Annotated in this window: 18 protein-coding genes; 7 read left to right on the forward strand and 11 right to left on the reverse strand. The window is 69.6% G+C overall.

The window, feature by feature from the left end; translation table 11 throughout:
- Positions 1–4 precede the first annotated feature (4 nt).
- Both rplC and rpsJ read right to left on the reverse strand, forming a co-directional pair.
- Positions 5–649, reverse strand: a complete 645-nt coding sequence (gene rplC, locus ACIOMQ_RS02940) for a 50S ribosomal protein L3 (protein ID WP_266747960.1) — start codon at positions 647–649, stop codon at positions 5–7.
- Positions 650–662: 13 nt separating this feature from the next.
- Entirely contained in the window at positions 663–971 is a 309-nt protein-coding gene (gene rpsJ / locus ACIOMQ_RS02945) for a 30S ribosomal protein S10 (protein WP_003948644.1), read from the reverse strand.
- 524 nt (positions 972–1495) lie between these two features.
- Here rpsJ and ACIOMQ_RS02950 point away from each other — a divergent pair.
- Positions 1496–3166, forward strand: coding sequence for an RNA ligase family protein (locus ACIOMQ_RS02950; RefSeq protein ID WP_402187683.1), 1671 nt, complete (start codon positions 1496–1498; stop codon positions 3164–3166).
- Entirely contained in the window at positions 3167–5416 is a 2250-nt protein-coding gene (locus ACIOMQ_RS02955) for a poly(A) polymerase (protein WP_402187686.1), read from the forward strand.
- Between the two features lie 56 nt (positions 5417–5472).
- Here the strand turns inward: ACIOMQ_RS02955 and ACIOMQ_RS02960 are convergent, their stop codons facing one another.
- A complete protein-coding gene (locus ACIOMQ_RS02960; protein WP_401263220.1) occupies positions 5473–5682 on the reverse strand; it encodes a DUF397 domain-containing protein in 210 nt (69 codons plus the stop codon).
- On the reverse strand, positions 5679–6557 hold the full coding sequence (locus ACIOMQ_RS02965; protein WP_401263219.1) for a helix-turn-helix domain-containing protein: 879 nt from the start codon (positions 6555–6557) through the stop codon (positions 5679–5681). Before ACIOMQ_RS02965 ends, ACIOMQ_RS02960 begins: the two co-directional genes overlap by 4 nt.
- A gap of 164 nt (positions 6558–6721) precedes the next feature.
- Here ACIOMQ_RS02965 and ACIOMQ_RS02970 point away from each other — a divergent pair, with 164 nt between their 5' ends.
- The 3 genes from ACIOMQ_RS02970 (at position 6722) to ACIOMQ_RS02980 (ending at position 8567) form a co-directional block, all read left to right on the forward strand.
- Positions 6722–7003 carry a hypothetical protein gene (locus ACIOMQ_RS02970; RefSeq protein ID WP_402187688.1) on the forward strand — a complete coding sequence of 94 codons (282 nt, stop codon included), beginning with the start codon at positions 6722–6724 and terminating at the stop codon, positions 7001–7003.
- A gap of 216 nt (positions 7004–7219) precedes the next feature.
- Entirely contained in the window at positions 7220–8242 is a 1023-nt protein-coding gene (locus ACIOMQ_RS02975; protein WP_402187690.1) for a helix-turn-helix domain-containing protein, read from the forward strand.
- Between the two features lie 85 nt (positions 8243–8327).
- Complete coding sequence (locus tag ACIOMQ_RS02980; RefSeq protein ID WP_401263215.1) at positions 8328–8567, forward strand: hypothetical protein; 240 nt, start codon at positions 8328–8330, stop codon at positions 8565–8567.
- A 2-nt stretch (positions 8568–8569) separates the two neighbouring features.
- On the opposite strand, the gene ACIOMQ_RS02985 is transcribed toward ACIOMQ_RS02980, so the two are convergent.
- The gene (locus tag ACIOMQ_RS02985; protein ID WP_401753588.1) at positions 8570–8737 is read right to left on the reverse strand and encodes a hypothetical protein; all 168 of its coding nucleotides are present in this window, start codon (positions 8735–8737) and stop codon (positions 8570–8572) included.
- A gap of 63 nt (positions 8738–8800) precedes the next feature.
- Here ACIOMQ_RS02985 and ACIOMQ_RS02990 point away from each other — a divergent pair, with 63 nt between their 5' ends.
- Positions 8801–9259, forward strand: a complete 459-nt coding sequence (locus tag ACIOMQ_RS02990; protein WP_402187693.1) for a GNAT family N-acetyltransferase — start codon at positions 8801–8803, stop codon at positions 9257–9259.
- A 220-nt stretch (positions 9260–9479) separates the two neighbouring features.
- Positions 9480–11531 carry a PIG-L family deacetylase gene (locus ACIOMQ_RS02995; RefSeq protein WP_401753755.1) on the forward strand — a complete coding sequence of 684 codons (2052 nt, stop codon included), beginning with the start codon at positions 9480–9482 and terminating at the stop codon, positions 11529–11531.
- Positions 11532–11695: 164 nt separating this feature from the next.
- On the opposite strand, the gene tuf is transcribed toward ACIOMQ_RS02995, so the two are convergent.
- From tuf to ACIOMQ_RS03025, 6 genes are all read right to left on the reverse strand, one after another.
- Positions 11696–12889 carry an elongation factor Tu gene (gene tuf, locus ACIOMQ_RS03000; RefSeq protein WP_362195928.1) on the reverse strand — a complete coding sequence of 398 codons (1194 nt, stop codon included), beginning with the start codon at positions 12887–12889 and terminating at the stop codon, positions 11696–11698.
- A 160-nt stretch (positions 12890–13049) separates the two neighbouring features.
- Positions 13050–15179, reverse strand: a complete 2130-nt coding sequence (gene fusA, locus ACIOMQ_RS03005; RefSeq protein ID WP_362195925.1) for an elongation factor G — start codon at positions 15177–15179, stop codon at positions 13050–13052.
- A gap of 38 nt (positions 15180–15217) precedes the next feature.
- On the reverse strand, positions 15218–15688 hold the full coding sequence (gene rpsG, locus ACIOMQ_RS03010) for a 30S ribosomal protein S7 (protein WP_093897234.1): 471 nt from the start codon (positions 15686–15688) through the stop codon (positions 15218–15220).
- Positions 15689–15690: 2 nt separating this feature from the next.
- Positions 15691–16062 (reverse strand): 30S ribosomal protein S12, encoded by a 372-nt coding sequence (rpsL, locus tag ACIOMQ_RS03015; protein WP_003948652.1) that lies wholly within the window; start codon positions 16060–16062, stop codon positions 15691–15693.
- A gap of 264 nt (positions 16063–16326) precedes the next feature.
- On the reverse strand, positions 16327–16854 hold the full coding sequence (locus ACIOMQ_RS03020) for a DUF1707 and DUF4190 domain-containing protein (RefSeq protein ID WP_402187695.1): 528 nt from the start codon (positions 16852–16854) through the stop codon (positions 16327–16329).
- Between the two features lie 147 nt (positions 16855–17001).
- The gene (locus ACIOMQ_RS03025) at positions 17002–20901 is read right to left on the reverse strand and encodes a DNA-directed RNA polymerase subunit beta' (RefSeq protein WP_362195917.1); all 3900 of its coding nucleotides are present in this window, start codon (positions 20899–20901) and stop codon (positions 17002–17004) included.
- Positions 20902–21018 lie beyond the last annotated feature (117 nt).

A 21018-nucleotide genomic window follows, 5' to 3' on the forward strand; every position in this document is an offset into this window, starting at 1 on the left:
TACCTCAAGCCCCCTTGGCCGCGGTACGGACCAGGACGAGGCCGCCGTTCGGACCGGGGACCGCGCCCTTGATGAGGAGCAGACCCTTCTCCGCGTCAACCGCGTGGATGGTCAGGTTCTGGGTGGTGACACGCTCGTTGCCCATGCGACCCGCCATGCGCATGCCCTTGAAGACACGGCCGGGGGTGGCACAGCCACCGATGGAGCCGGGCATGCGGTGCACACGGTGGGCACCGTGGGACGCCTTGCCGCCCTTGAAGTTGTGACGCTTCATGACACCGGCGAAGCCCTTGCCCTTGCTCTTGCCCGTGACGTCGACCTTGACGCCGGACTCGAACACCTCGGCGGTGACCTCCTGGCCCAGCGTGTACTCGCCGGCGTCAGGGGTGCGGAGCTCCACCAGGTGGCGGCGCGGGGTCACGTCGGCCTTGGCGAAGTGGCCCTTGAGGGGCTTGTTCACCTTGCGCGGGTCGATCTCGCCGAAGGCGAGCTGAACCGACTCGTAGCCGTCGCGGTCGTTGGTGCGGACCTGGGTGACGACACAGGGCCCGGCCTTGACGACGGTCACCGGGACGACCCGGTTGTTCTCGTCCCAGACCTGGGTCATGCCGAGCTTCTCGCCCAGGACGCCCTTAATGTTCTTAGCCATCTCGCGCGTCACCTCAGAGCTTGATCTCGATGTCGACGCCCGCCGGCAGGTCGAGACGCATCAGCGAGTCAACCGTCTTCGGCGTGGGGTCGAGGATGTCGATGAGGCGCTTGTGCGTGCGCATCTCGAAGTGCTCGCGCGAGTCCTTGTACTTGTGCGGCGACTTGATGACGCAGTACACGTTCTTCTCAGTGGGCAGCGGCACCGGGCCCGCGACCGACGCACCAGTGCGGGTCACCGTCTCGACGATCTTCTTCGCCGAGGAGTCGATGACCTCGTGGTCGTAGGCCTTGAGCCGGATGCGGATCTTCTGTCCCGCCATGGCTACTAGTAGTCCTGTCTCTCGTAACGCTCTGGAACCCGAGGGCTCTCGTAACTCCGTCTCCGACCCACGCGGTCGGGCGTGTCGCATCCCCTCTACGCAGATCTCCCGAAGGATTTCCCAACCAAGGGGGTGCGGGCCCGAGGACCGCGAGACCGGGGGCGGAACACCCACCGGGTGCCTGGCCGGTGCCCCACTGACGCTTCCCGGAAGATTCCCGTACGTCCGACCCGCAAGGGGTCGACGAGTACTGTGGGACTCGCTTCCGGTCCTCCCGGCGGGAGGCGCGCAGCATTGACACTCAACCGAGCAACCTGGTCAGTGTGCCATACGCGGCGTGAGCCTGGCCAATCGGGCGGAGGATCTTACCCCGCGCGCTCCGATGGTCAAACGCGGGCGCGCGGCGGGAGCCGTGCCGGGCGTCCCTCCCGGCGATCCGGGCCCCTCCTAATTCGGTCGAGCGCCCCGCGCCCCCGCCCGTACAGTGACCGGCCGGCACACCGTCGTCACCAGGGACATCGACCATGCGTACGCACTACCCGCGCACCGCGCATCTGCCCTGGTCCCCGGGGGCCACCTCGGACGACGTACGGATCGCGGACCTCTCCGCGATGACCGGCCGCGAGGTCGTCGTCACCGAGAAGCTGGACGGCGAGAACACCACGCTCTACGCCGACGGCCTCCACGCCCGCTCGCTCGATTCCGCCCACCACCCCTCGCGGGGCTGGGTGAAGGCGCTCCAGGGCCGGATCGGGGCCCGTATCCCCGAGGGGTGGCGGGTGTGCGGGGAGAACATGTTCGCGCGCCATTCGATCGCGTACGACGGCCTGGAGAGCTACTTCTACGGCTTCTCCGTCTGGGACGGGGAGCACTGCCTGGACTGGGACCGGACCGTGGTCTTCCTCCGCGACCTGGGCATTCCGGTGCCGCCGGTGCTGTGGCGCGGGGTGTTCGACGCGCGGGCCGCGAAGGCGCTCCGGGCGCTGAGGCCGGACACCGGGCGGCAGGAGGGGTACGTCGTACGGCCCGCGGACGGCTTCGGCGCACGGGACTTCGGGCGGCTGGTGGCGAAATGGGTGCGGCCCGGCCACGTGCAGACCGATACGCACTGGATGCACGCCGCCGTGGTGGAGAACGGTCTCGGCCCGGCCGCCGCCCTGTGGGCCGTGCGGTCCGGGGCGCCGGTCGACGCCGCGGCGCTGGCCGACGCGACGGGGACGGCCGCGGGGGACGCCGGGGCCGCCGCCGCGATGGGCGATGTCCTCGACGCCTCGGGCCGGACGGGCGAGGACCGGCTGACCGGGGTGCTGGCCGCGCTGCTGCACCGGTCCCGCCGCGCCGGGACGGCGCCCGCACTGGCGGGGACGCTCGGGATGCCGCTCGCCCGCCGGGTCGCGGACCTCGTCGGACTGCACCCGGCACTGCACCGGCCGTACCCGGACGAGGAGCGCCGGACCGGTCTGGTCCGGATGTCGTTCGCCGCCGATCTGCCGCTGCTGCACGCGCTGGCCGCGGTGGTCGCGGAGACCGACGGGGCCCGCGAGCAGGTGGAGTGGTCCGCACTGCACGCGGAGGACATACGGGAGCCGGACGGGCTGCGCGAGGCGTTCGCGGATCTGGACCCGGAGGCCGCCGACCGCTGCCGGGCGCAGGCCCGTGAGGCGTACGCCCTGGGCCGGGTCACCACCGCCGAGGAGGCCGTGGCCGCGACCTGGCGGTGGCGCACCGGCGAGTTCCCGCGCCTGGTCCATCTGGTCGGCCCCTCCGGCAGCGGCAAGAGCACCTTCGCGCGCGGGCTCCGCGGCATCGACACGTATCTCTCGCTCGACGACCTGCGTCTCGCCCGGGGATCGCGCGCCGGCCAGAAGGCCAACGGGGAGGTGCTGCGCGAGGGGCTCGACCGGCTGGACGCCGCGCTCACCGCGGGCTCCACGGTCGTCTGGGACGCCACCTCGCTCAACGTGCACCAGCGCTCCCTGGTGCACGCGGTCGCCCGGCGCAGGGACGCGCTGCTCACCCACGCCGTGGCCCTGGTCGACGAGGCGGAACTGGTCCGCCGCAACGAGCGCCGCACCCACCCGGTCCCCCCGGAGGTGCTGAGCTCGCAACTGCACCGGTTCGTGCCCCCGTACCCCGGCCAGGCGCACCGCACCTGGTACATCGGCGCGAGCGGAACCGTGGAGGACAGGGCGTAGATGCGTACCAGCGAGGAGATCTACCACCGGGTCCGCTGGGACGCCCGGTTCGACCCGGCGCGCTTCGTGATGGGCGTGGCGCAGCGCGGGACCGCGCCCAAGCGGGTGCCGCTGCCCCGTTTCACGCCCGGCGGGGAGATTCCCTGGCACCGGGTGCTGTTCTTCGAGGCCGACGGCGAGACGGTGTGGGACCGGTCCTCGGGCGTGGACCGGATCGACGCGACGGACGCCGGACGGGTCCGCGCCCCGCGCCGGCTGCCGTCCCCGTACTTCGTCTCCCGCACGCCGCACGCGTACTCCGTATCGGAGGCCGCCTGGACGCCGGTGCCCGAGGACGTACCGCCGCCCGCACCGGCCCCCGGCCCGCTGACCCTGCTGACCTGGAACACCCTCTGGGACCGCTACGACAGCGACCGCATCGACACCGCCCGCCGCCGGCCGCTCCTCCTCGACGCCCTGCGCGCGGCCGACGCGGACGTCATCGCGCTCCAGGAGGCCGAACCCGCCCTGCTCGGCCTGCTGCTGTCCGCGCCCTGGATCCGCGAGAACCACACCTTCTGGGCCGATCCGGCCGGCCGGGACGTCGCCGACTGCGGTCTGCTGCTGCTCAGCAGGCTCCCGGTGCGGGAGGCGGGCCTGCACGCCCTCGGTCCGCACAAGGCGGTCGCCGCCGTGGTCGTGGAGCGCGCGGAGGGACCGGCCACGGTCGCCGTCACCCATCTCAGCAGCGACCACTCGGCGGACGGCGCCGCCCGGCGCGATGCCGAACTGACCGATCTGGCAACGGGGTTGGGTGGGATCGAGGGCGATGTGGCGCTGCTCGGCGACTTCAACGACGGCGGCGCCACCCCGCAGGACCGGCTGGGGATGCCGGACGTCTGGAGCCTGGTGCACGGCGCGGACGACCGGACGCCGACCTTCGACCCGTCCGTCAACCCGCTCGCCGCCGTCTCCTCCCTGACCGGGCGGATGTCCCGGCTGGACCGGGTGCTGCTCCGCTCGGAGCGGCTGCGGCCCGTGTCGGCGGTGCTGCTGGGCGACGTACCGGCGCCGGACGGGCTGTACGTCTCGGACCACTTCGGGGTACGGGTGGAGCTGGCCGCCGATACGACGGAGGCGGAGGAGGACGCGGCCGAGGAGGTGTTCGCGGCCGATGCCCTGCGCCGGGTGGCCGCGGCGCTGCCCGAAGGGCGTGTCCATCCGGCCGGATCGCGGCGGATGGGCTGTGCGCTGCCCGGCGCGGACGTGGACCTGGTCGCGGCGCTGCCCGGCGCCGTGGATCCGCCGGGGGTACGGGAGCGGCTGGCCACGGCCCTGCCGGGCGCCGTCGGCCTGCGCGAGGTGACCGGTGCCCGCGTACCGGGGCTGCGCTTCTCGCTCGGCGGGCTCGGGGTGGACCTGGTGACCGTGGCGACGGGCGCCCTCCCCCCGGCCGAGGCGGTGGCCCGGCGCGCCGAGCTGGGCGAGGCGGCGGCCACGGCGCTCAGCGCGGTGAGCGACGCGGACGCGGTGCTCACGGCGGCGGACCCGCACCGGGCCGCGTTCGTCCGGCTCGCCCGCGAGGTGAAGGGCTGGGCGCGGGCGCGGGGCCTGGACTCCGCTCCGTGCGGCGGGCTGCCCGGCCTGGCCTGGTCCGTGCTCGCGGCCCGTACCGCCCACGAGTCGGGCAATCTGCCACCGCTCCCCCTACTCAGGCAGTTCTTCGCGACCTGGGCCACGTGGGACTGGCGCCGCCCGGTCGGCTCCGGGGAGCCGTGCGGCCTCCCCCTCACCGTGCTGACCCCGACCGCCCCCGTCCGCTCCTGCACCACGCAGGTGTCCGAAGCGGGCCGCGACCTCGTCGCCGAGGAGCTCTTCCGCGCCTGGGAGATCCTGGAGTCCGCCGCCGACTCCGGCCCGGTACCGCACGCCCTGCTCTGCGCCCCGCCGCCGCTGCACGCGCAGCACACTGCCTGGGCCCTCGCCTCCGTACGACCCGGCCCGGACGAGGGCCGCCTCCGCGGCCGGCTCCTGGCCCTGCTCGCCGCCCTGGCGGAGGCCGGCTCCCCGGACGCCCGCATCTGGCCCCGCCCGCTCACTGCCGACGATCAGGCGGGATACGCGATCGGCCTGGGCTCTACGCCGCCCGACGGGCACCGGCTGGTGGAGATCGGGGCGGAGCTCCTGCGCGGCATCCCGGACGCCTCGCTGGCCCGGGTGGAACTGTCCGCTCTCCGGCCGACCGGAAACCCGGCGTTCGCCCTCTTCTGACAGCAACGCGCCCCGGTCCGGCATCGACCGGGCTCGGGGCGCGAGTGCGTGTGGGATCAGCGCCCGGCCGCGTACGAGACGAAGCCCGTCCAAACACCTGAGGCGAAAGCGAGCCGGGCCCCCTGCGCGTTCTTGGAGTCGCGCACGAGCACCGCGCCTGGAGTGGTCGCGACCTCGACGCATTCGTTGCTGTTGCTGCTGTCGCTGTAGCTGCTCTTGAACCACTCCAGCCGGGAGGCGTCTCCGGCAAAGGTCTCGCTGATCATGTCTCTCCCAGCACTTGCTCGATGAAGGCCAGCGACTCCCGAGGCGTGAGAGCCTGAGCCCGGATGATGCCACACCGCAGCTCAATGATCCGGAGATGCTTCGGGTCAGAGACCGGTCGACTACCGAAGTCGCCCTCGGAGCGCCCCACCGCCGAGCCGTCCCTGAACTTCAACACCTGCATCTCCCCGCCCATTCCGGCGTGATCGTCGCGGGCGGTCGGCATCACCTGGATCTCAACATTACGCAACTGACCGACCTCCAAGAGGCGTTCAAGCTGTCGGCGCAACACCATTCTGCCCCCGAGGTGGCGCTTCAGCGTCACCTCTTCCTGGACAAAGCTGAGCTCCGGGCCGGGCGAACGATCGAAGATGGATTGCCGGGCTGCGCGAGCGGCCACCAGCCTCTCCACTTCGTCCTGCGAGAACGCGGGCCGCCGCATCCCGAACAACGCCCGGGAATACTCCTCCGTCTGCAACAAACCGTGGAGGTTGTGGCTCCCGTACGCCGAGAGCTCGACCGCCTTGGCCTCCAGCTTCGCAAGCTCCCGGATCTTCCTCGGGTACCTGGCCTCCGCCACATCCCCCTTCATCATCGCGAGCTTCCCGCCCGCCCCGAGCACCTCGTCCGCTCTGTCCAGGAACTCCGGCCGAGGGATACGACGGCCGCCCTCCACCTTGTAGACCAGGTCCTCCCCGTACCCGATCGCGGACCCCAACTCGCCGGCCCGCAGCCCCGCCGCCTCCCGCCACGCCTTGATCTGACGGCCCACCGCCGCGACCACGGCCGCCCCCGACTCGTCATCGGGATCGATGTCCCAACCCGGCTCGTCCGCCCCGCCGTCGCCGCGCTCCGTACCGGTCTCATCCACGCTCATCCGTGCCCCACTTCCGACGCGCTTGCCGTTCTTGGCTCAACCCCTGGTGTCCCCAGCACGTCACCCCGGACAGCCGGGACAGCACTGGACAAGCACGGGACAATCACCGTACGTAGGGGGCTCGTTGCCGTTCACGGTACGCAGACACGGCCGCGCTGAGTGACGTGAACCAACACATCACCCGAACCGAACATTCCGCTCCCACCCGGCAGTTCACCGTGCCGCTCTCCCTCACCCGCCGAGATGCCAGGCTCGCCCGTCTCCTCACCACGGCCCATCTCAGTGAGCTGATCGTCGAGGCGCTTGCCGACCACTGGGGCATCGGTGTCGGACCCGTCCCGCGCAAGACCGTCCGGGCCGAACTCGACCTCGTGCCAGGACCGTTCTACCGGGTCGCGGATATCCACGACCCGGTGAGCCACGTCCCCGCGTTCCACGACGCATAAAGCTTTGAAGAACCTGGGGAAATTACCCTCCCCACCCAAACCCGACCCCGCCCCGCTCCCGTCACTCACTCGGGTGACATAGGGCAACTGGGCTGGATTTCACGCGGGTTGGCTGGCATATGCTCGCCGCGACAACTCCAGACATGCGACGGCCCCCGACCGAGATTCACAGTCTCAACCGGGGGCCTGACCACCGAGGAAGTAAGAGGCTTCCCGATGGATACCCCGCAGGTTACCGCGCCCTCGTGCGCCCCGTCCCCCGTACCCGGAGACGCCACACCGTCATCCGGTGTCATCCACATCAACGTCCGGCATGCCGCAGGCTTCACCGTCATCGGCAACCACCTCGCCCAGCACCGCGGACTCTCCCTCGCAGCGATCGGGCTCGCCGCCCACATCCAGTCGCTCCCCGCCGGAGCCAGGATCGGCATCAAACACCTCGCCGAACGCTTCCCCGAGAGCGAAACCCGCATCGCCGCCGCCCTGCGCGAGCTCGAAGCCCACGGCTACCTCCACCGCAGCCGCGTACGCCTCGCCGACGGCCGCATCGTCACCCGCACCGTCTCGTACAACCAGCCCGGCGCGGTCGCACACCCCGTCCTCGCCCCTCGGCCCCGTACCAGGCGCAGCAAACCGGCAGCCCCGCTGCCCGCATCACAGCCGCCGCCACGCGCGACCACCCCCGAACCGCGCCCCGCCCCAACACCCGCACCGGAACCCACCCCGGCCCCCGCACCACAGCTGACGCCCGCACCGCCGACACCCACCCCCGAACCGCACCCCGCCCCCGTCTTCGTACCGGCTCCCACCGCCCCCAGGACACTGCCCCCGCCGCTCCCCCAACCGCGAGCACTCACCCCTCAACTACACCAAGCAGCCGCCGCGCTCCTCGCCGACCTCCGCCGCCACACACCCGCGCTCACCCTCTCCGAAAGCGACATCGCCGCCCTCACCCCCGGCGTCGCCACCTGGCTCGAACGCGACGCCCACCCCGACACCATCCGTCACGCCCTCACCACCGACCTCCCGAGTCCCCTGAAGCACCCGGCAAAACTCCTCCGGCACCGGATCACGACTCTTCTGCCGCCTCCGCTGCCAGGCGCCGAGGAGCTCGCACCCCCACGCCGCAACACCGTCGTCATCCCGCTCCAGAACTGCGACCGCTGCGACCGCGCCTTCCGCTCCCGCCACCCCGGCAACTGCCGCGACTGCCGGTCAGCCCTCCACACAGCCGCCTGACGGAAACACCACTCAAATCGTCGAACTCACCACGCAAGGCCCGGGCAACCGCCCGGCCGCACAACAGCGGAGGAACCCGGTAGCCGTGGACCTCTCCTTCTACAAGTCCTTCATGTCGGAAGAAATCCGGGACGAAGGCCGAACGCAAGGCCGCGCGCAAGGCCGCGCCGAGGGCATCCTGCCCGTGCTGGAACAGCGCGGCATCACCGTTCCCGACAAGGTTCGCGAGCGGATCACCGATTGCGGCGACCCCGAGGTTCTGCGCCAGTGGCTCGTGCGAGCCGTCACCGCCACCTCTGCCGAGGAGATCTGCGCCGAGAAGTAGCGTCATCCCGGTGCCTGCGCCCCTCCGGCCCGCATCCCGTTCACCGGCTCCCCCACGTTGACCTGTATGGCCGGCTTCCCGATGCCGATCTCCTTGATCAGAGGAAGCTCGGCGTTCACGGCAAGGCTGAAGGTGAGACGGGCCGGGGCCGGGGCGATCAGCTCTCCCACAGGTACCAGCCCACCTTCATGGGCGCCGGACCCGCGGTGACGGCGGTCGGCGAGAATCCGTCCATGACGACAAGCACCACCGCGGCCTGGGCCCTGCGCCCCGCCCGGCCCGAGGACGTCGAGGCCCTGGCCGAACTGCGGGCCACCGTGATGCGCCCCGACCTGGAGCGGCTCGGGCGCTACGACGAGCACCGCGTACGACAGCGGCTGCGGGACAACTACGCGCCGGAACACACCTCGGTCGTCGTCGTGGACGGCGAGTTCGCGGGCTGCGTCACCCTGCGACCGGTCGAGGACGGGTGGTGGCTGGAGAACTTCTGTCTCTCCCCCGCCGTCCAGGGGCGCGGCATAGGCACCGCGGTGCTCCGTTCGCTGCTCGCGCGGGCCGACGAGGCGGGCGCGGCCGTACGGCTGGACGTGCTCCAGGGCAGCGCCGCCCGCGCGCTCTACGAACGGCACGGGTTCACCGAGGAGCGGCAGGACCCGATCGACGTGTTCATGGTGCGGACACCCGGGAGTTGAGCTGCCCGGGTCACACCCGTGGACACCCAGGCAACCCGCCCCCGGGAATCTCCGTCTATCCCCCCGCAGCAGCGGCGCGCCCCCCGCCGCGGCCGGCACGGGATCGGGACGCAGCGCAGGGCCGCACAGCCGCCCGCTGCGGGGGAAGTGGACGGAGCACGGTGTGACGGACGAACCTGCGCTGCGCGCATCTCGCACGGGAGTGCCACGGCGCACTCTGATGACGGCGGCGGCCGGTGCGACGGGCCTGGCGGCCCTCAGCGCCTGCACCGCGCCCGCCTCGCCCCGCCGCGGCAACCCCACCGCGGACCCGATGCCCGGTCTGCCGATCAGCACCACGCACCGGGCCCTGATGATGCAGATCCTCGCCCACCCGGACGACGACCTGTACTTCATGAACCCGGACACCCAGCAGGCCCTCGACGCCGGAACACCGCTGGTCTGCGTCTATCTGACCGCGGGCGAGGCCACCGGCATCAACCGCGCGCCCGGCCACCCGCTGCCCGCCCCCGACAAGGCGGCGTACTCCTCCTCCCGCCATCAGGGCCTCCGGCAGGCGTACGCGACCCTGCTGGGCCTCGGCAGATTCACCCCCTGGCAGAAGTCCGTCATCGGCCTGCACGGCAACCACCGCGCGGAGATCAACAGACTCGCCAACGGCGGCCGCAAGGTCGAGCTGATCTTCCTCAACACCGCGATGCACACCTCGTACGGGCGGCTCGGGCTGCCCAGCCTCTGGCAGGACCGGCGGCTCGTCCTGCCGACCCTCGTGGCCGACGACTCCCCGTTGAAGCGGGCGGGGTCGTACACGTACGACGGGCTGGTCGACGTCCTGGTCGGGCTGTTCGAGCAGTACCGGCCCACGGCCGTGCACACCATGGACCCGGACCCCGACATCCAGCACAGCAGCGAACTCGTCCGGCGCCGCGACAGCGAGCAGCAGGGCTACTCCGACCACCCCGACCACACCGCGACCGGGCTGTTCGCCTGGACGGCGCTCATCCGCTGGGTGGCACGGGCCACCGAGGGCGGCGGTGCGGTGCCGAGCTTCGCCACCACGGCGTTCCGGGCCTACTACAACCGGCACTGGCCGAAGAACCTGCCGCCCGCCGTGCTGGCCGAGAAGGCGTCCCATCTGGTGCCGTACGGCGGCTCGGCCGACTGGCGGTGCGGCAACCCCGCGGGCTGCGGGGACTACAACGTGGGCGGCAACCGGCCGCTGACCAACCGGAAGGGCTGGGTGCGGTCCACCCATTACCGCTACCCGGGCCCCCGACCCGCCGTCGCCACCGACCCGGACGGCCGGCTCGTCGCCTACGGGGTGCTGGGGCTGCGGGCGGTGCGCTGGCGCGAGAGTGCGCCGGGCAGCGGGACGTGGGACACCGCGGACGACCTCGGCGGCGGCCCGCTCGCACCGGTTCTGGGCGGCGCGACCCTGCCGGACGGGCGGCATCTGCTCTTCGGTCTGCGGTTCGCCGCTCTCAGCGGGCACGGGGCGGACAACGAACGCGAGATCGTCACACTGGAGCAGCGCTCCCCCGGCGGCGGCTTCCGGGCCTGGCAGGGGTTGGGGAACCCGGTGCGGGACCACGACGGCGGACGCCGGATCGGCGTCCCGGTCGCGGTCGCCGCCCCCGACGGGCGGGTCCATCTCTTCGTACGGAACGCGGAGAAGGGCCTCAGCACCCGGGTCCGCGACACGGCGGGCCGGTGGGGCCGGTGGCAGGACACGGGCGGCGGCGAGGTCCAGGACGGGCTGAGTGCGGTGGTGGACGACGCGGGGTGTGTCCATGTCTTCGCGGCGGGCCGGTTCGCGGTGCACCACTGGACGCAGGACGCGCCCGGCGACCCGGTCACCGCGCGCACCCAGATCGGCGGAGTACCGGTGCCCGGGGACGGCCCGGCCGCGCTGCCCGGGGCGGACGGGGCCATTGAGCTGTTCTACCGCGCGGCGGCGAAGGCCGCGCTGACGACCGTATGGACCGGGGAGACGGCCGACGAGACCGGCATCGACGGGTACGGGCGGCCGGTAGCCGACCGGGTGGGCTTCGACGGGTACGGACCGGTGTCCGCCGCGGCGTCGCCGCGCGGCCCGGTGCTGCTCGGCCGCACCGCGAAGGGCCTGATCCAGCTCCGTACGTCCGAGGGGATCTCCGTACGGAAACGGGGACCGGTGGCGCTGGACGGCCCGGCCCTGCATGTCGGGAAGGGCGGGCGGCCGACGGTGGTGGCCCTGGGGCCCGACGCCCTGCCCTGGCTCTGGCGCCCCTGAGAGGCGCCGGCCAGGTCCGAGCCGCAGGTGCCGGAAGGCCCCCGCCGCCCCTACCGAAGGCCCCCGCCGCCCCATGCCGAAGGGCCCCGGTCCACCGCTCGCGCGGCGGGCCGGGGCCCTTCTTGGTGCTCTGTGCGGAGCAACCAGGTCAGACAGTCAGGTAATTACTTGACGATCTTGGTGACCTGGCCGGCGCCCACGGTCCGGCCACCCTCACGGATGGCGAACTTCAGGCCCTCTTCCATGGCGACAGGCTGGATGAGGTTGACCGTCATGACGGTGTTGTCACCCGGCATGACCATCTCGGTGCCCTCGGGAAGGGTCACCACGCCCGTCACGTCCGTGGTACGGAAGTAGAACTGCGGGCGGTAGTTGTTGAAGAACGGGGTGTGACGGCCACCCTCGTCCTTCGACAGGATGTAGGCCTGGGCCTCGAACTCGGTGTGCGGCGTGACCGAACCGGGCTTGATGATGACCTGGCCGCGCTCGACGTCCTCGCGCTTGATGCCACGGAGGAGCAGACCGACGTTCTCACCGGCCTGGCCCTCGTCGAGCAGCTTGCGGAACATCTCGATGCCGGTGACCGTGGTGGTGGTCTTCTCCTGCTTGATACCGACGATGTCGACGGTCTCGTTGACCTTCAGGACACCACGCTCGATACGACCGGTGACGACGGTGCCACGACCGGTGATCGTGAAGACGTCCTCGATCGGCATCAGGAACGGCTTGTCGACGTCGCGCTCGGGCTGCGGGATGTTCTCGTCGACGGCCTTCATCAGGTCGAGGACGGTCTGGCCCCACTCCTTGTCGCCCTCAAGCGCCTTGAGCGCCGAGACCTTGACGACCGGCAGGTCGTCGCCCGGGAACTCGTACTCGGAGAGGAGCTCACGGACCTCGAGCTCGACGAGCTCCAGGATCTCCTCGTCGTCCACCATGTCGGCCTTGTTCAGGGCGACGACGATGTACGGAACGCCGACCTGGCGGGCCAGGAGCACGTGCTCCTTGGTCTGCGGCATCGGGCCGTCGGTGGCGGCGACCACGAGGATGGCGCCGTCCATCTGCGCCGCACCCGTGATCATGTTCTTGATGTAGTCCGCGTGACCCGGGCAGTCGACGTGCGCGTAGTGACGCGACTCCGTCTGGTACTCGACGTGCGCGATCGAGATCGTGATACCGCGCTGGCGCTCCTCGGGAGCCTTGTCGATCTGGTCGAAGGCCGAGGCCTCGTTCAGGTCCGGGTACGCGTCGTGCAGCACCTTGGTAATGGCGGCCGTGAGGGTCGTCTTACCGTGGTCGATGTGACCGATGGTGCCGATGTTGACGTGCGGCTTAGTCCGCTCGAACTTCGCCTTCGCCACTGGGTCCTCCTGTGGAGTGGTTCTGTACGCCTTGCTTCATCGGCGCCAGGTGATCTTTGCTGGGATGCCGGGGCCGGGGGCATTCACCGCATTGCTTGCGCTCTGCGACGAATGCCCCACCAGGCTCCGGTGACAAGCCTAAAGCGTGAGCTCGGGAGAGTTACTCGCCCTTGGCCTTCGCGATGATCTCCTCGGCGACGTTCCGCGGAACCTCGGCGTAGGAGTCGAACTGCATCGAGTAGCTTGCGCGACCCGAGGTCTTGCTGCGGAGGTCTCCGACGTAGCCGAACATCTCCGAGAGGGGCACGAGGCCCTTCACGACGCGAGCGCCGCTGCGCTCCTCCATGGCCTGGATCTGGCCACGGCGGGAGTTGAGGTCGCCGATGACATCGCCCATGTAGTCCTCGGGCGTGGTGACCTCGACGGCCATCATCGGCTCAAGGAGCACGGGGGACGCCTTGCGAGCACCCTCCTTGAACGCCTGCGAACCGGCGATCTTGAAGGCGAGCTCGGAGGAGTCGACCTCGTGGTAGCCACCGTCGAGAAGGGTGACGCGGACGCCCACCATCTCGTAACCGGCCAGGATGCCGAACTGCATGGCCTCCTGGGCACCCGCGTCCACCGAGGGGATGTACTCACGGGGGATGCGGCCACCGGTGACCTTGTTGACGAACTCGTAGGACGCGTCGCCACCCTCGATGGGCTCGATGGCGATCTGCACCTTCGCGAACTGGCCGGTACCACCAGTCTGCTTCTTGTGCGTGTAGTCGATGCGCTCGACGGCCTTGCGGATCGTCTCGCGGTACGCGACCTGCGGCTTGCCGACGTTCGCCTCGACGCGGAACTCGCGCTTCATGCGGTCGACGAGCACCTCGAGGTGAAGCTCGCCCATACCACCGATGATGGTCTGGCCGGTCTCCTCGTCGGAGTGCACCTGGAAGGACGGGTCCTCCTCGGAGAGGCGCTGGATGGCGACACCCAGCTTCTCCTGGTCACCCTTGGACTTGGGCTCGATGGCGACCTGAATGACCGGCGCCGGGAAGTCCATGGACTCCAGGATGACCGGGTTCTTGTCGTCACACAGCGTCTCACCGGTGGTGGTCTGCTTCAGGCCCATGACGGCGATGATGTCGCCGGCGCCCACCGACGCGATCTCCTCACGCTTGTTCGCGTGCATGCGGTAGATCTTGCCGATGCGCTCCTTCTTGCCCTTGACGGAGTTCAGCACCGCGGTGCCGGCCTCCAGGCGACCGGAGTAGATCCGGACGAAGGTGAGCTTGCCGAGGTGCGGGTCGCTCGCGATCTTGAACGCCAGGCCGGAGAACGGCTCGTCGTCCGAGGGCTTGCGCTTGATGACGACCTCGGGGTCCTTGACGTCGTGGCCCTCGATGGCCTCGACGTCCAGGGGGGAGGGCAGGTAGCGGACGACCGCGTCGAGCAGGGGCTGGACGCCCTTGTTCTTGAACGCCGTGCCACAGAACACCGGGGTGACGGTGACGGAGTCGGCGCCGCCCTTCGATGCGAGGGTGATCCGGCGGATCGCCTCGTGCAGCTGCTCCTGGGTGGGCTCGACGCCCTCCAGGTACAGCTCCATCATCTGGTCGTCGTTCTCGGAGACGGCCTCGAGCAGCTTGCCGCGCCACTCCTGAGCCGCCTCGATGTGGGTGTCCGGGATGTCGACCGTGTCGTACATCTCACCCTTGGCGGCCTCTTCCGGCCAGACGAAGGCCTTCATCGACACGAGGTCGACGACGCCCTTGAAGTCGGCCTCGGCGCCGATGGGGAGCTGCATGACCAGCGGAACCGCACCGAGGCGGTCGACGATCATGTCGACGCAGCGGTGGAACTCGGCACCGGTGCGGTCGAGCTTGTTGACGAAGCAGATACGCGGCACGCCGTAGCGGTCCGCCTGACGCCAGACGGTCTCGGACTGCGGCTCGACGCCCGCCACACCGTCGAACACGGTGACGGCGCCGTCGAGGACGCGGAGCGAACGCTCCACCTCGACGGTGAAGTCGACGTGACCCGGGGTGTCGATGATGTTGATGGTGTGGTCAACATCATTGAGCGGCCAGTGGCAGGTCGTCGCGGCGGACGTGATCGTGATGCCGCGCTCCTGCTCCTGCTCCATCCAGTCCATCGTGGCAGCGCCGTCGTGGACTTCACCGATCTTGTACGAAACGCCGGTGTAGAACAGGATCCGCTCGGTGGTGGTCGTCTTGCCCGCGTCGATGTGGGCCATGATCCCGATGTTGCGGACCTTGGCCAGGTCAAGCGAAGTGGTGGCCATAAGGCTCAATCTTCTCTCGGTCTCGATGTGGGTAGCGACTACCAGCGGTAGTGCGCGAAGGCCTTGTTGGACTCGGCCATCTTGTGGGTGTCCTCGCGCTTCTTGACGGCAGCGCCAAGACCGTTGGAGGCGTCGAGCAGCTCGTTCATGAGGCGCTCGGTCATGGTCTTCTCGCGGCGGGCGCGGGAGTAACCCACGAGCCAGCGCAGCGCGAGGGTGGAGGCGCGACCGGGCTTGACCTCGATCGGCACCTGGTAGGTGGCGCCACCGACACGGCGGGACTTGACCTCGAGCGAGGGCTTGACGTTCTCAAGCGCGCGCTTCAGCGTGATGACCGGGTCGTTGCCGGTCTTCTCGCGGAGGCCTTCCATGGCGCCGTACACGATCCGCTCGGCAGTGGAACGCTTGCCGTTGAGCAGGATCTTGTTGATCAGCGAGGTGACAAGAGGAGAACCGTAGACCGGGTCGATGATGACCGGGCGCTTCGGGGCGGGGCCCTTACGAGGCATTCTTACTTCTCCTTCTTGGCGCCGTAGCGGCTGCGGGCCTGCTTGCGGTTCTTGACACCCTGGGTGTCGAGCGAGCCGCGGATGATCTTGTAACGAACACCCGGCAGGTCCTTCACGCGGCCACCACGCACGAGCACGATGGAGTGCTCCTGCAGGTTGTGTCCCTCACCCGGGATGTAGGCCGTGACCTCGATACCGGAGGTCAGACGCACACGCGCGACCTTACGGAGTGCCGAGTTCGGCTTCTTCGGGGTGGTCGTGAACACACGCGTGCAGACGCCGCGGCGCTGGGGCGAACCCTCGAGTGCGGGCGTCTTGTTCTTCTCGACCTTGTCCTGCCGGCCCTTCCGGACCAGCTGCTGGATCGTAGGCACTACTTCTCCGGTTTCTGTGTGCCGTTCGTGAAACTAACCTGGAACGTCACCGACCCACGCGGTCGGGTGTGTCGAATGCTGCAAGCTCCTGCCGCAAGGCAGGGAAGGCTGCAGATCGCGGTGGCCAGTGACGGACTCGCCATGCGGTTGAGGACACGCACAGGAGCCCAGGCACACCCCAGGCACAAGGTCTGAGCGTACCTACCTCATCGACTCCGGTCAAAACAAATGCGGCGCGCCTCCACACGCCGTACGTCGGCGACCTCAGCGCGTGACGATCACGGCGGTGACGAACCCGGCCACGAGCAATATCCAGCCGACGATCGACGCCCATCCCAGCACGAGCCCGGCGACCGCCAGGCCGTCGCCCTGCTCGTCACTGCGCCGTATCTCCTTGCGCGCCATGTGCCCGAGAACGACCGCGGGCACTCCCGTCACCGCGGTCACCGGGGCCAGGACGCCGAAGACCAGCGCACCCTTGGCCTTGCCGTTCGTCCTGGGCTGCGGCGCGGGCAGGAAGGTCGCCGGCACAGCAGGGCCGTAAGGGCCGGCGGAGGCGGGCCCGGAGAAGACGGGCCCCTGGGGCAGGTCGTCGACGAGAAGGCTCAGTTCCCCCACGGTCCGGGCCTCGTGGGCCCGCGCGACCCGCTTCTCCAGCTCTTCGTCACCAAGACGCCCCTCCGCGAAACCGGCCCGCAGCACATCGACAGCGCGCTCGCGCTCCGCGTGCGAGGCCAGCATTGACGGGCTCTGCGCCGGCAGCCGGTCCGGCTGCCTCGGCGGATACGACACAACCAACTCCCCCGGACGATCTGTATCCCCTCATCATCCGTCACCGCGGAGGTGAGGGGAACGAGTTTGCGCCTTCGCGCGTAGGCCGGAGGGCGGCCACCCCGCACGCAACGGGGTGACCGCCCTCCGGTCGGTCAAGCGACTCGCTTACTGGTTGTACGGACCGTAGTCGTAGTCCTCCAGCGGAACGGCCTGGCCGGAGCCCGTGCCGAACGGCGAGTAGTCGATGTCGTCGTAGCCGACGGCCGAGTACATCGCGGCCTTGGCCTCCTCGGTCGGCTCGACCCGGATGTTGCGGTAGCGGGACAGGCCCGTACCGGCCGGGATGAGCTTACCGATGATGACGTTCTCCTTGAGGCCGATCAGGGAGTCCGACTTGGCGTTGATCGCCGCGTCGGTCAGGACCCTGGTCGTCTCCTGGAAGGACGCCGCCGACAGCCACGACTCGGTGGCGAGCGAGGCCTTGGTGATACCCATCAGCTGCGGACGGCCGGAGGCGGGGTGACCGCCCTCGGTGACCACACGACGGTTCTCGGTCTCGAACTTCGAGCGCTCGACGAGCTCGCCCGGCAGCAGCTCCGCGTCGCCGGACTCGATGATCGTCACACGGCGCAGCATCTGCCGGATGATGATCTCGATGTGCTTGTCGTGGATCGACACACCCTGCGAGTTGTAGACCTTCTGGACCTCGCCGACCAGGTGGACCTGGACCGCGCGCTGACCGAGGATCCGCAGCACGTCGTGCGGGTTGGTGGCACCCACGGTGAGCTTCTGGCCCACCTCGACGTGGTCGCCCTCGCCCACCAGCAGACGGGCGCGCTTCGAGATCGGGAACGCCGTCTCGTCGCTGCCGTCGTCCGGGGTGACGACGAGCTTCTTGGTCTTCTCGGTCTCCTCGATACGGACGCGGCCTGCCGCCTCCGAGATCGGGGCGACACCCTTGGGCGTACGGGCTTCGAAGAGCTCGACGACTCGGGGCAGACCCTGGGTGATGTCGTCACCGGCCACACCACCGGTGTGGAAAGTACGCATCGTCAGCTGGGTACCGGGCTCACCGATGGACTGGGCGGCGATGATGCCGACCGCCTCGCCGATGTCGACCAGCTTGCCGGTGGCCAGCGAGCGTCCGTAGCAGAAGGCACAGGTGCCGACCGCGGACTCGCAGGTCAGGACCGAACGGGTCTTGACCTCCTCGACGCCGGCGCCCACCAGGGCGTCGATCAGGACGTCACCGAGGTCGACGTTGGCAGGCGCGATGACCTTGCCGTCGACGACGACGTCCTCGGCGAGCATGCGGGCGTAGACCGAGGTCTCGACGTCCTCCGTCTTGCGGAGCACGCCGTCCGCACCCTTGACGGCGATCTTCAGCTTGAGGCCGCGGTCGGTGCCGCAGTCCTCCTCGCGAATGATCACGTCCTGCGAGACGTCCACCAGACGACGGGTCAGGTAACCCGAGTCGGCGGTACGCAGGGCGGTGTCCGCCAGACCCTTACGGGCACCGTGCGTGGAGATGAAGTACTCCAGAACGGTGAGGCCCTCACGGAAGGACGCCTTGATGGGACGCGGGATCGTCTCGTTCTTGGCGTTGGACACCAGACCACGCATACCGGCGATCTGACGCATCTGCATCATGTTTCCTCGGGCACCCGAGTCAACCATCATGAAGATGGGGTTCGTCTTGGGGAAGTTCGCGTTCATCGCCTCGGCAACCTCGTTGGTCGCCTTGGTCCAGATCGCGATGAGCTCCTGCGTGCGCTCGTCCTTGGTGATCAGACCGCGCTCGTACTGCTTCTGGACCTTCTCGTCCTGCGCCTCGTAGCCGGCGACGATCGCCTTCTTGGCCTCGGGGACCACGACGTCGGAGATGGCCACGGTGACACCGGAACGGGTCGCCCAGTAGAAGCCCGCCGCCTTCAGGTTGTCGAGCGTCGCCGCCACGATGACCTTGGGGTAGCGCTCGGCGAGGTCGTTGACGATCTCGGAGAGCTGCTTCTTGCCGACGGAGTAGTCGACGAACGGGTAGTCCTCGGGCAGCAGCTCGTTGAAGAGCGCGCGGCCCAGGGACGTACGCAGCCGGAACGTGTCGCCCTGCTGGTACTCCTGCTCGCCCTCCTCGGCGACCGGCGGCACCCAGCCGCGCGGCGGGATGGTGCCCACCGGGAAGCGGATGTCGACCTTCGCCTGGAGCGACAGCTCCCGGGCGTCGAAGGCCATGATCGCCTCGGCCGTGGAGCCGAAGGAACGGCCCTGTCCGACGACGTTGCGCTCCTCCTCGTCCGTGGTGAGGAAGAACAGGCCCAGCACCATGTCCTGGGTCGGCATGGTGACGGGACGGCCGTCGGCCGGCTTCAGGATGTTGTTCGAGGACAGCATCAGGATGCGGGCCTCGGCCTGCGCCTCCGCGGAGAGCGGCAGGTGCACGGCCATCTGGTCACCGTCGAAGTCCGCGTTGAACGCGGTGCAGACGAGCGGGTGGATCTGGATGGCCTTGCCCTCGACCAGCTGCGGCTCGAAGGCCTGGATGCCGAGGCGGTGCAGCGTCGGTGCACGGTTCAGCAGCACCGGGTGCTCGGCGATGACCTCTTCGAGGACGTCGTACACCACGGTGCGGCCGCGCTCGACCATGCGCTTGGCCGACTTGATGTTCTGCGCGTGGTTCAGGTCGACCAGGCGCTTCATCACGAACGGCTTGAAGAGCTCCAGCGCCATGGCCTTCGGCAGACCGCACTGGTGCAGCTTGAGCTGCGGGCCGACGACGATCACGGAACGCGCGGAGTAGTCCACACGCTTACCGAGAAGGTTCTGACGGAATCGGCCCTGCTTGCCCTTCAGCATGTCGCTGAGGGACTTGAGCGGGCGGTTGCCGGGACCGGTGACCGGGCGACCGCGGCGGCCGTTGTCGAACAGCGCGTCGACGGCCTCCTGCAGCATCCGCTTCTCGTTGTTCACGATGATCTCGGGGGCACCGAGGTCGAGAAGGCGCTTGAGGCGGTTGTTGCGGTTGATCACACGGCGGTACAGGTCGTTCAGGTCGGAGGTCGCGAAGCGGCCACCGTCCAGCTGCACCATCGGACGCAGGTCCGGCGGGATGACCGGCACGCAGTCGAGCACCATGCCCTTGGGCTTGTTGCTGGTCTGCAGGAACGCGGAGACGACCTTGAGGCGCTTGAGCGCACGGGTCTTCTTCTGGCCCTTGCCGGTACGGATGATCTCGCGGAGGCGCTCGGCCTCCTCGTCGAGGTCGAACGACTCCAGGCGCTTCTGCAGGGCGGCGGCGCCCATGCAGCCGTCGAAGTACGTGCCGAAGCGGTCACGCAGCTCGCGGTAGAGCAGCTCGTCGCCCTCCAGGTCCTGGACCTTGAGGTTCTTGAAGCGGCTCCACACCTCGTCGAGGCGGTCGATCTCGCGCTGCGCACGGTCGCGCAGCTGCTTCATCTCGCGCTCGGCACCTTCGCGCACCTTGCGGCGCACGTCGGCCTTGGCGCCCTCGGCCTCCAGCTCGGCCAGGTCGGTCTCGAGCTTCTTGGCGCGGGCCTCAAGGTCGGCGTCGCGGCGGTTCTCGATCTGCTGACGCTCGACGGAGACGTGCGCCTCCAGCGAAGGCAGGTCGCGCGTACGGCGCTCCTCGTCCACGAACGTGATCATGTACGCGGCGAAGTAGATGACCTTTTCGAGGTCCTTCGGCGCGAGGTCGAGGAGGTAGCCCAGGCGCGACGGGACGCCCTTGAAGTACCAGATGTGGGTGACGGGAGCGGCAAGCTCGATGTGGCCCATGCGCTCACGGCGCACCTTGGCGCGCGTGACCTCGACGCCACAGCGCTCACAGATGATGCCCTTGAAGCGGACACGCTTGTACTTGCCGCAGTAGCACTCCCAGTCCCGGGTCGGACCGAAGATCTTCTCGCAGAAGAGTCCGTCCTTTTCGGGCTTGAGCGTGCGGTAGTTGATGGTCTCCGGCTTCTTCACTTCGCCGTGGGACCAGGTCCGGATGTCGTCCGCGGTGGCAAGGCCGATCCGCAGCTCGTCGAAGAAGTTGACGTCGAGCACTTGTCGTCAATCCCTCTTTCGGGGGTTCGAGCCCCCTCGCGTCACGCGAGAAATCGGGGCACTTCAGCAATGGTCTGAACGGGTCCGGGGAGAGCCGGCCGGATCACGGGGATCCGG

Origin of the sequence: Streptomyces sp. NPDC087845 (assembly GCF_044742755.1) — a bacterium.
Lineage (GTDB): Bacteria > Actinomycetota > Actinomycetes > Streptomycetales > Streptomycetaceae > Streptomyces.

Excerpts from the sequence above, each read along its gene's own strand:
- rplC (WP_266747960.1), bottom strand. The coding sequence starts at position 649 with ATGGCTAAGAACATTAAGGGCGTCCTGGGCGAGAAGCTCGGCATGACC.
- rpsJ (WP_003948644.1), bottom strand. The coding sequence starts at position 971 with ATGGCGGGACAGAAGATCCGCATCCGGCTCAAGGCCTACGACCACGAG.
- ACIOMQ_RS02950 (WP_402187683.1), top strand. The coding sequence starts at position 1,496 with ATGCGTACGCACTACCCGCGCACCGCGCATCTGCCCTGGTCCCCGGGG.
- ACIOMQ_RS02955 (WP_402187686.1), top strand. The coding sequence starts at position 3,167 with ATGCGTACCAGCGAGGAGATCTACCACCGGGTCCGCTGGGACGCCCGG.
- ACIOMQ_RS02960 (WP_401263220.1), bottom strand. The coding sequence starts at position 5,682 with ATGATCAGCGAGACCTTTGCCGGAGACGCCTCCCGGCTGGAGTGGTTC.
- ACIOMQ_RS02965 (WP_401263219.1), bottom strand. The coding sequence starts at position 6,557 with ATGAGCGTGGATGAGACCGGTACGGAGCGCGGCGACGGCGGGGCGGAC.
- ACIOMQ_RS02975 (WP_402187690.1), top strand. The coding sequence starts at position 7,220 with ATGGATACCCCGCAGGTTACCGCGCCCTCGTGCGCCCCGTCCCCCGTA.
- ACIOMQ_RS02990 (WP_402187693.1), top strand. The coding sequence starts at position 8,801 with ATGACGACAAGCACCACCGCGGCCTGGGCCCTGCGCCCCGCCCGGCCC.
- ACIOMQ_RS02995 (WP_401753755.1), top strand. The coding sequence starts at position 9,480 with ATGACGGCGGCGGCCGGTGCGACGGGCCTGGCGGCCCTCAGCGCCTGC.
- fusA (WP_362195925.1), bottom strand. The coding sequence starts at position 15,179 with ATGGCCACCACTTCGCTTGACCTGGCCAAGGTCCGCAACATCGGGATC.
- rpsG (WP_093897234.1), bottom strand. The coding sequence starts at position 15,688 with ATGCCTCGTAAGGGCCCCGCCCCGAAGCGCCCGGTCATCATCGACCCG.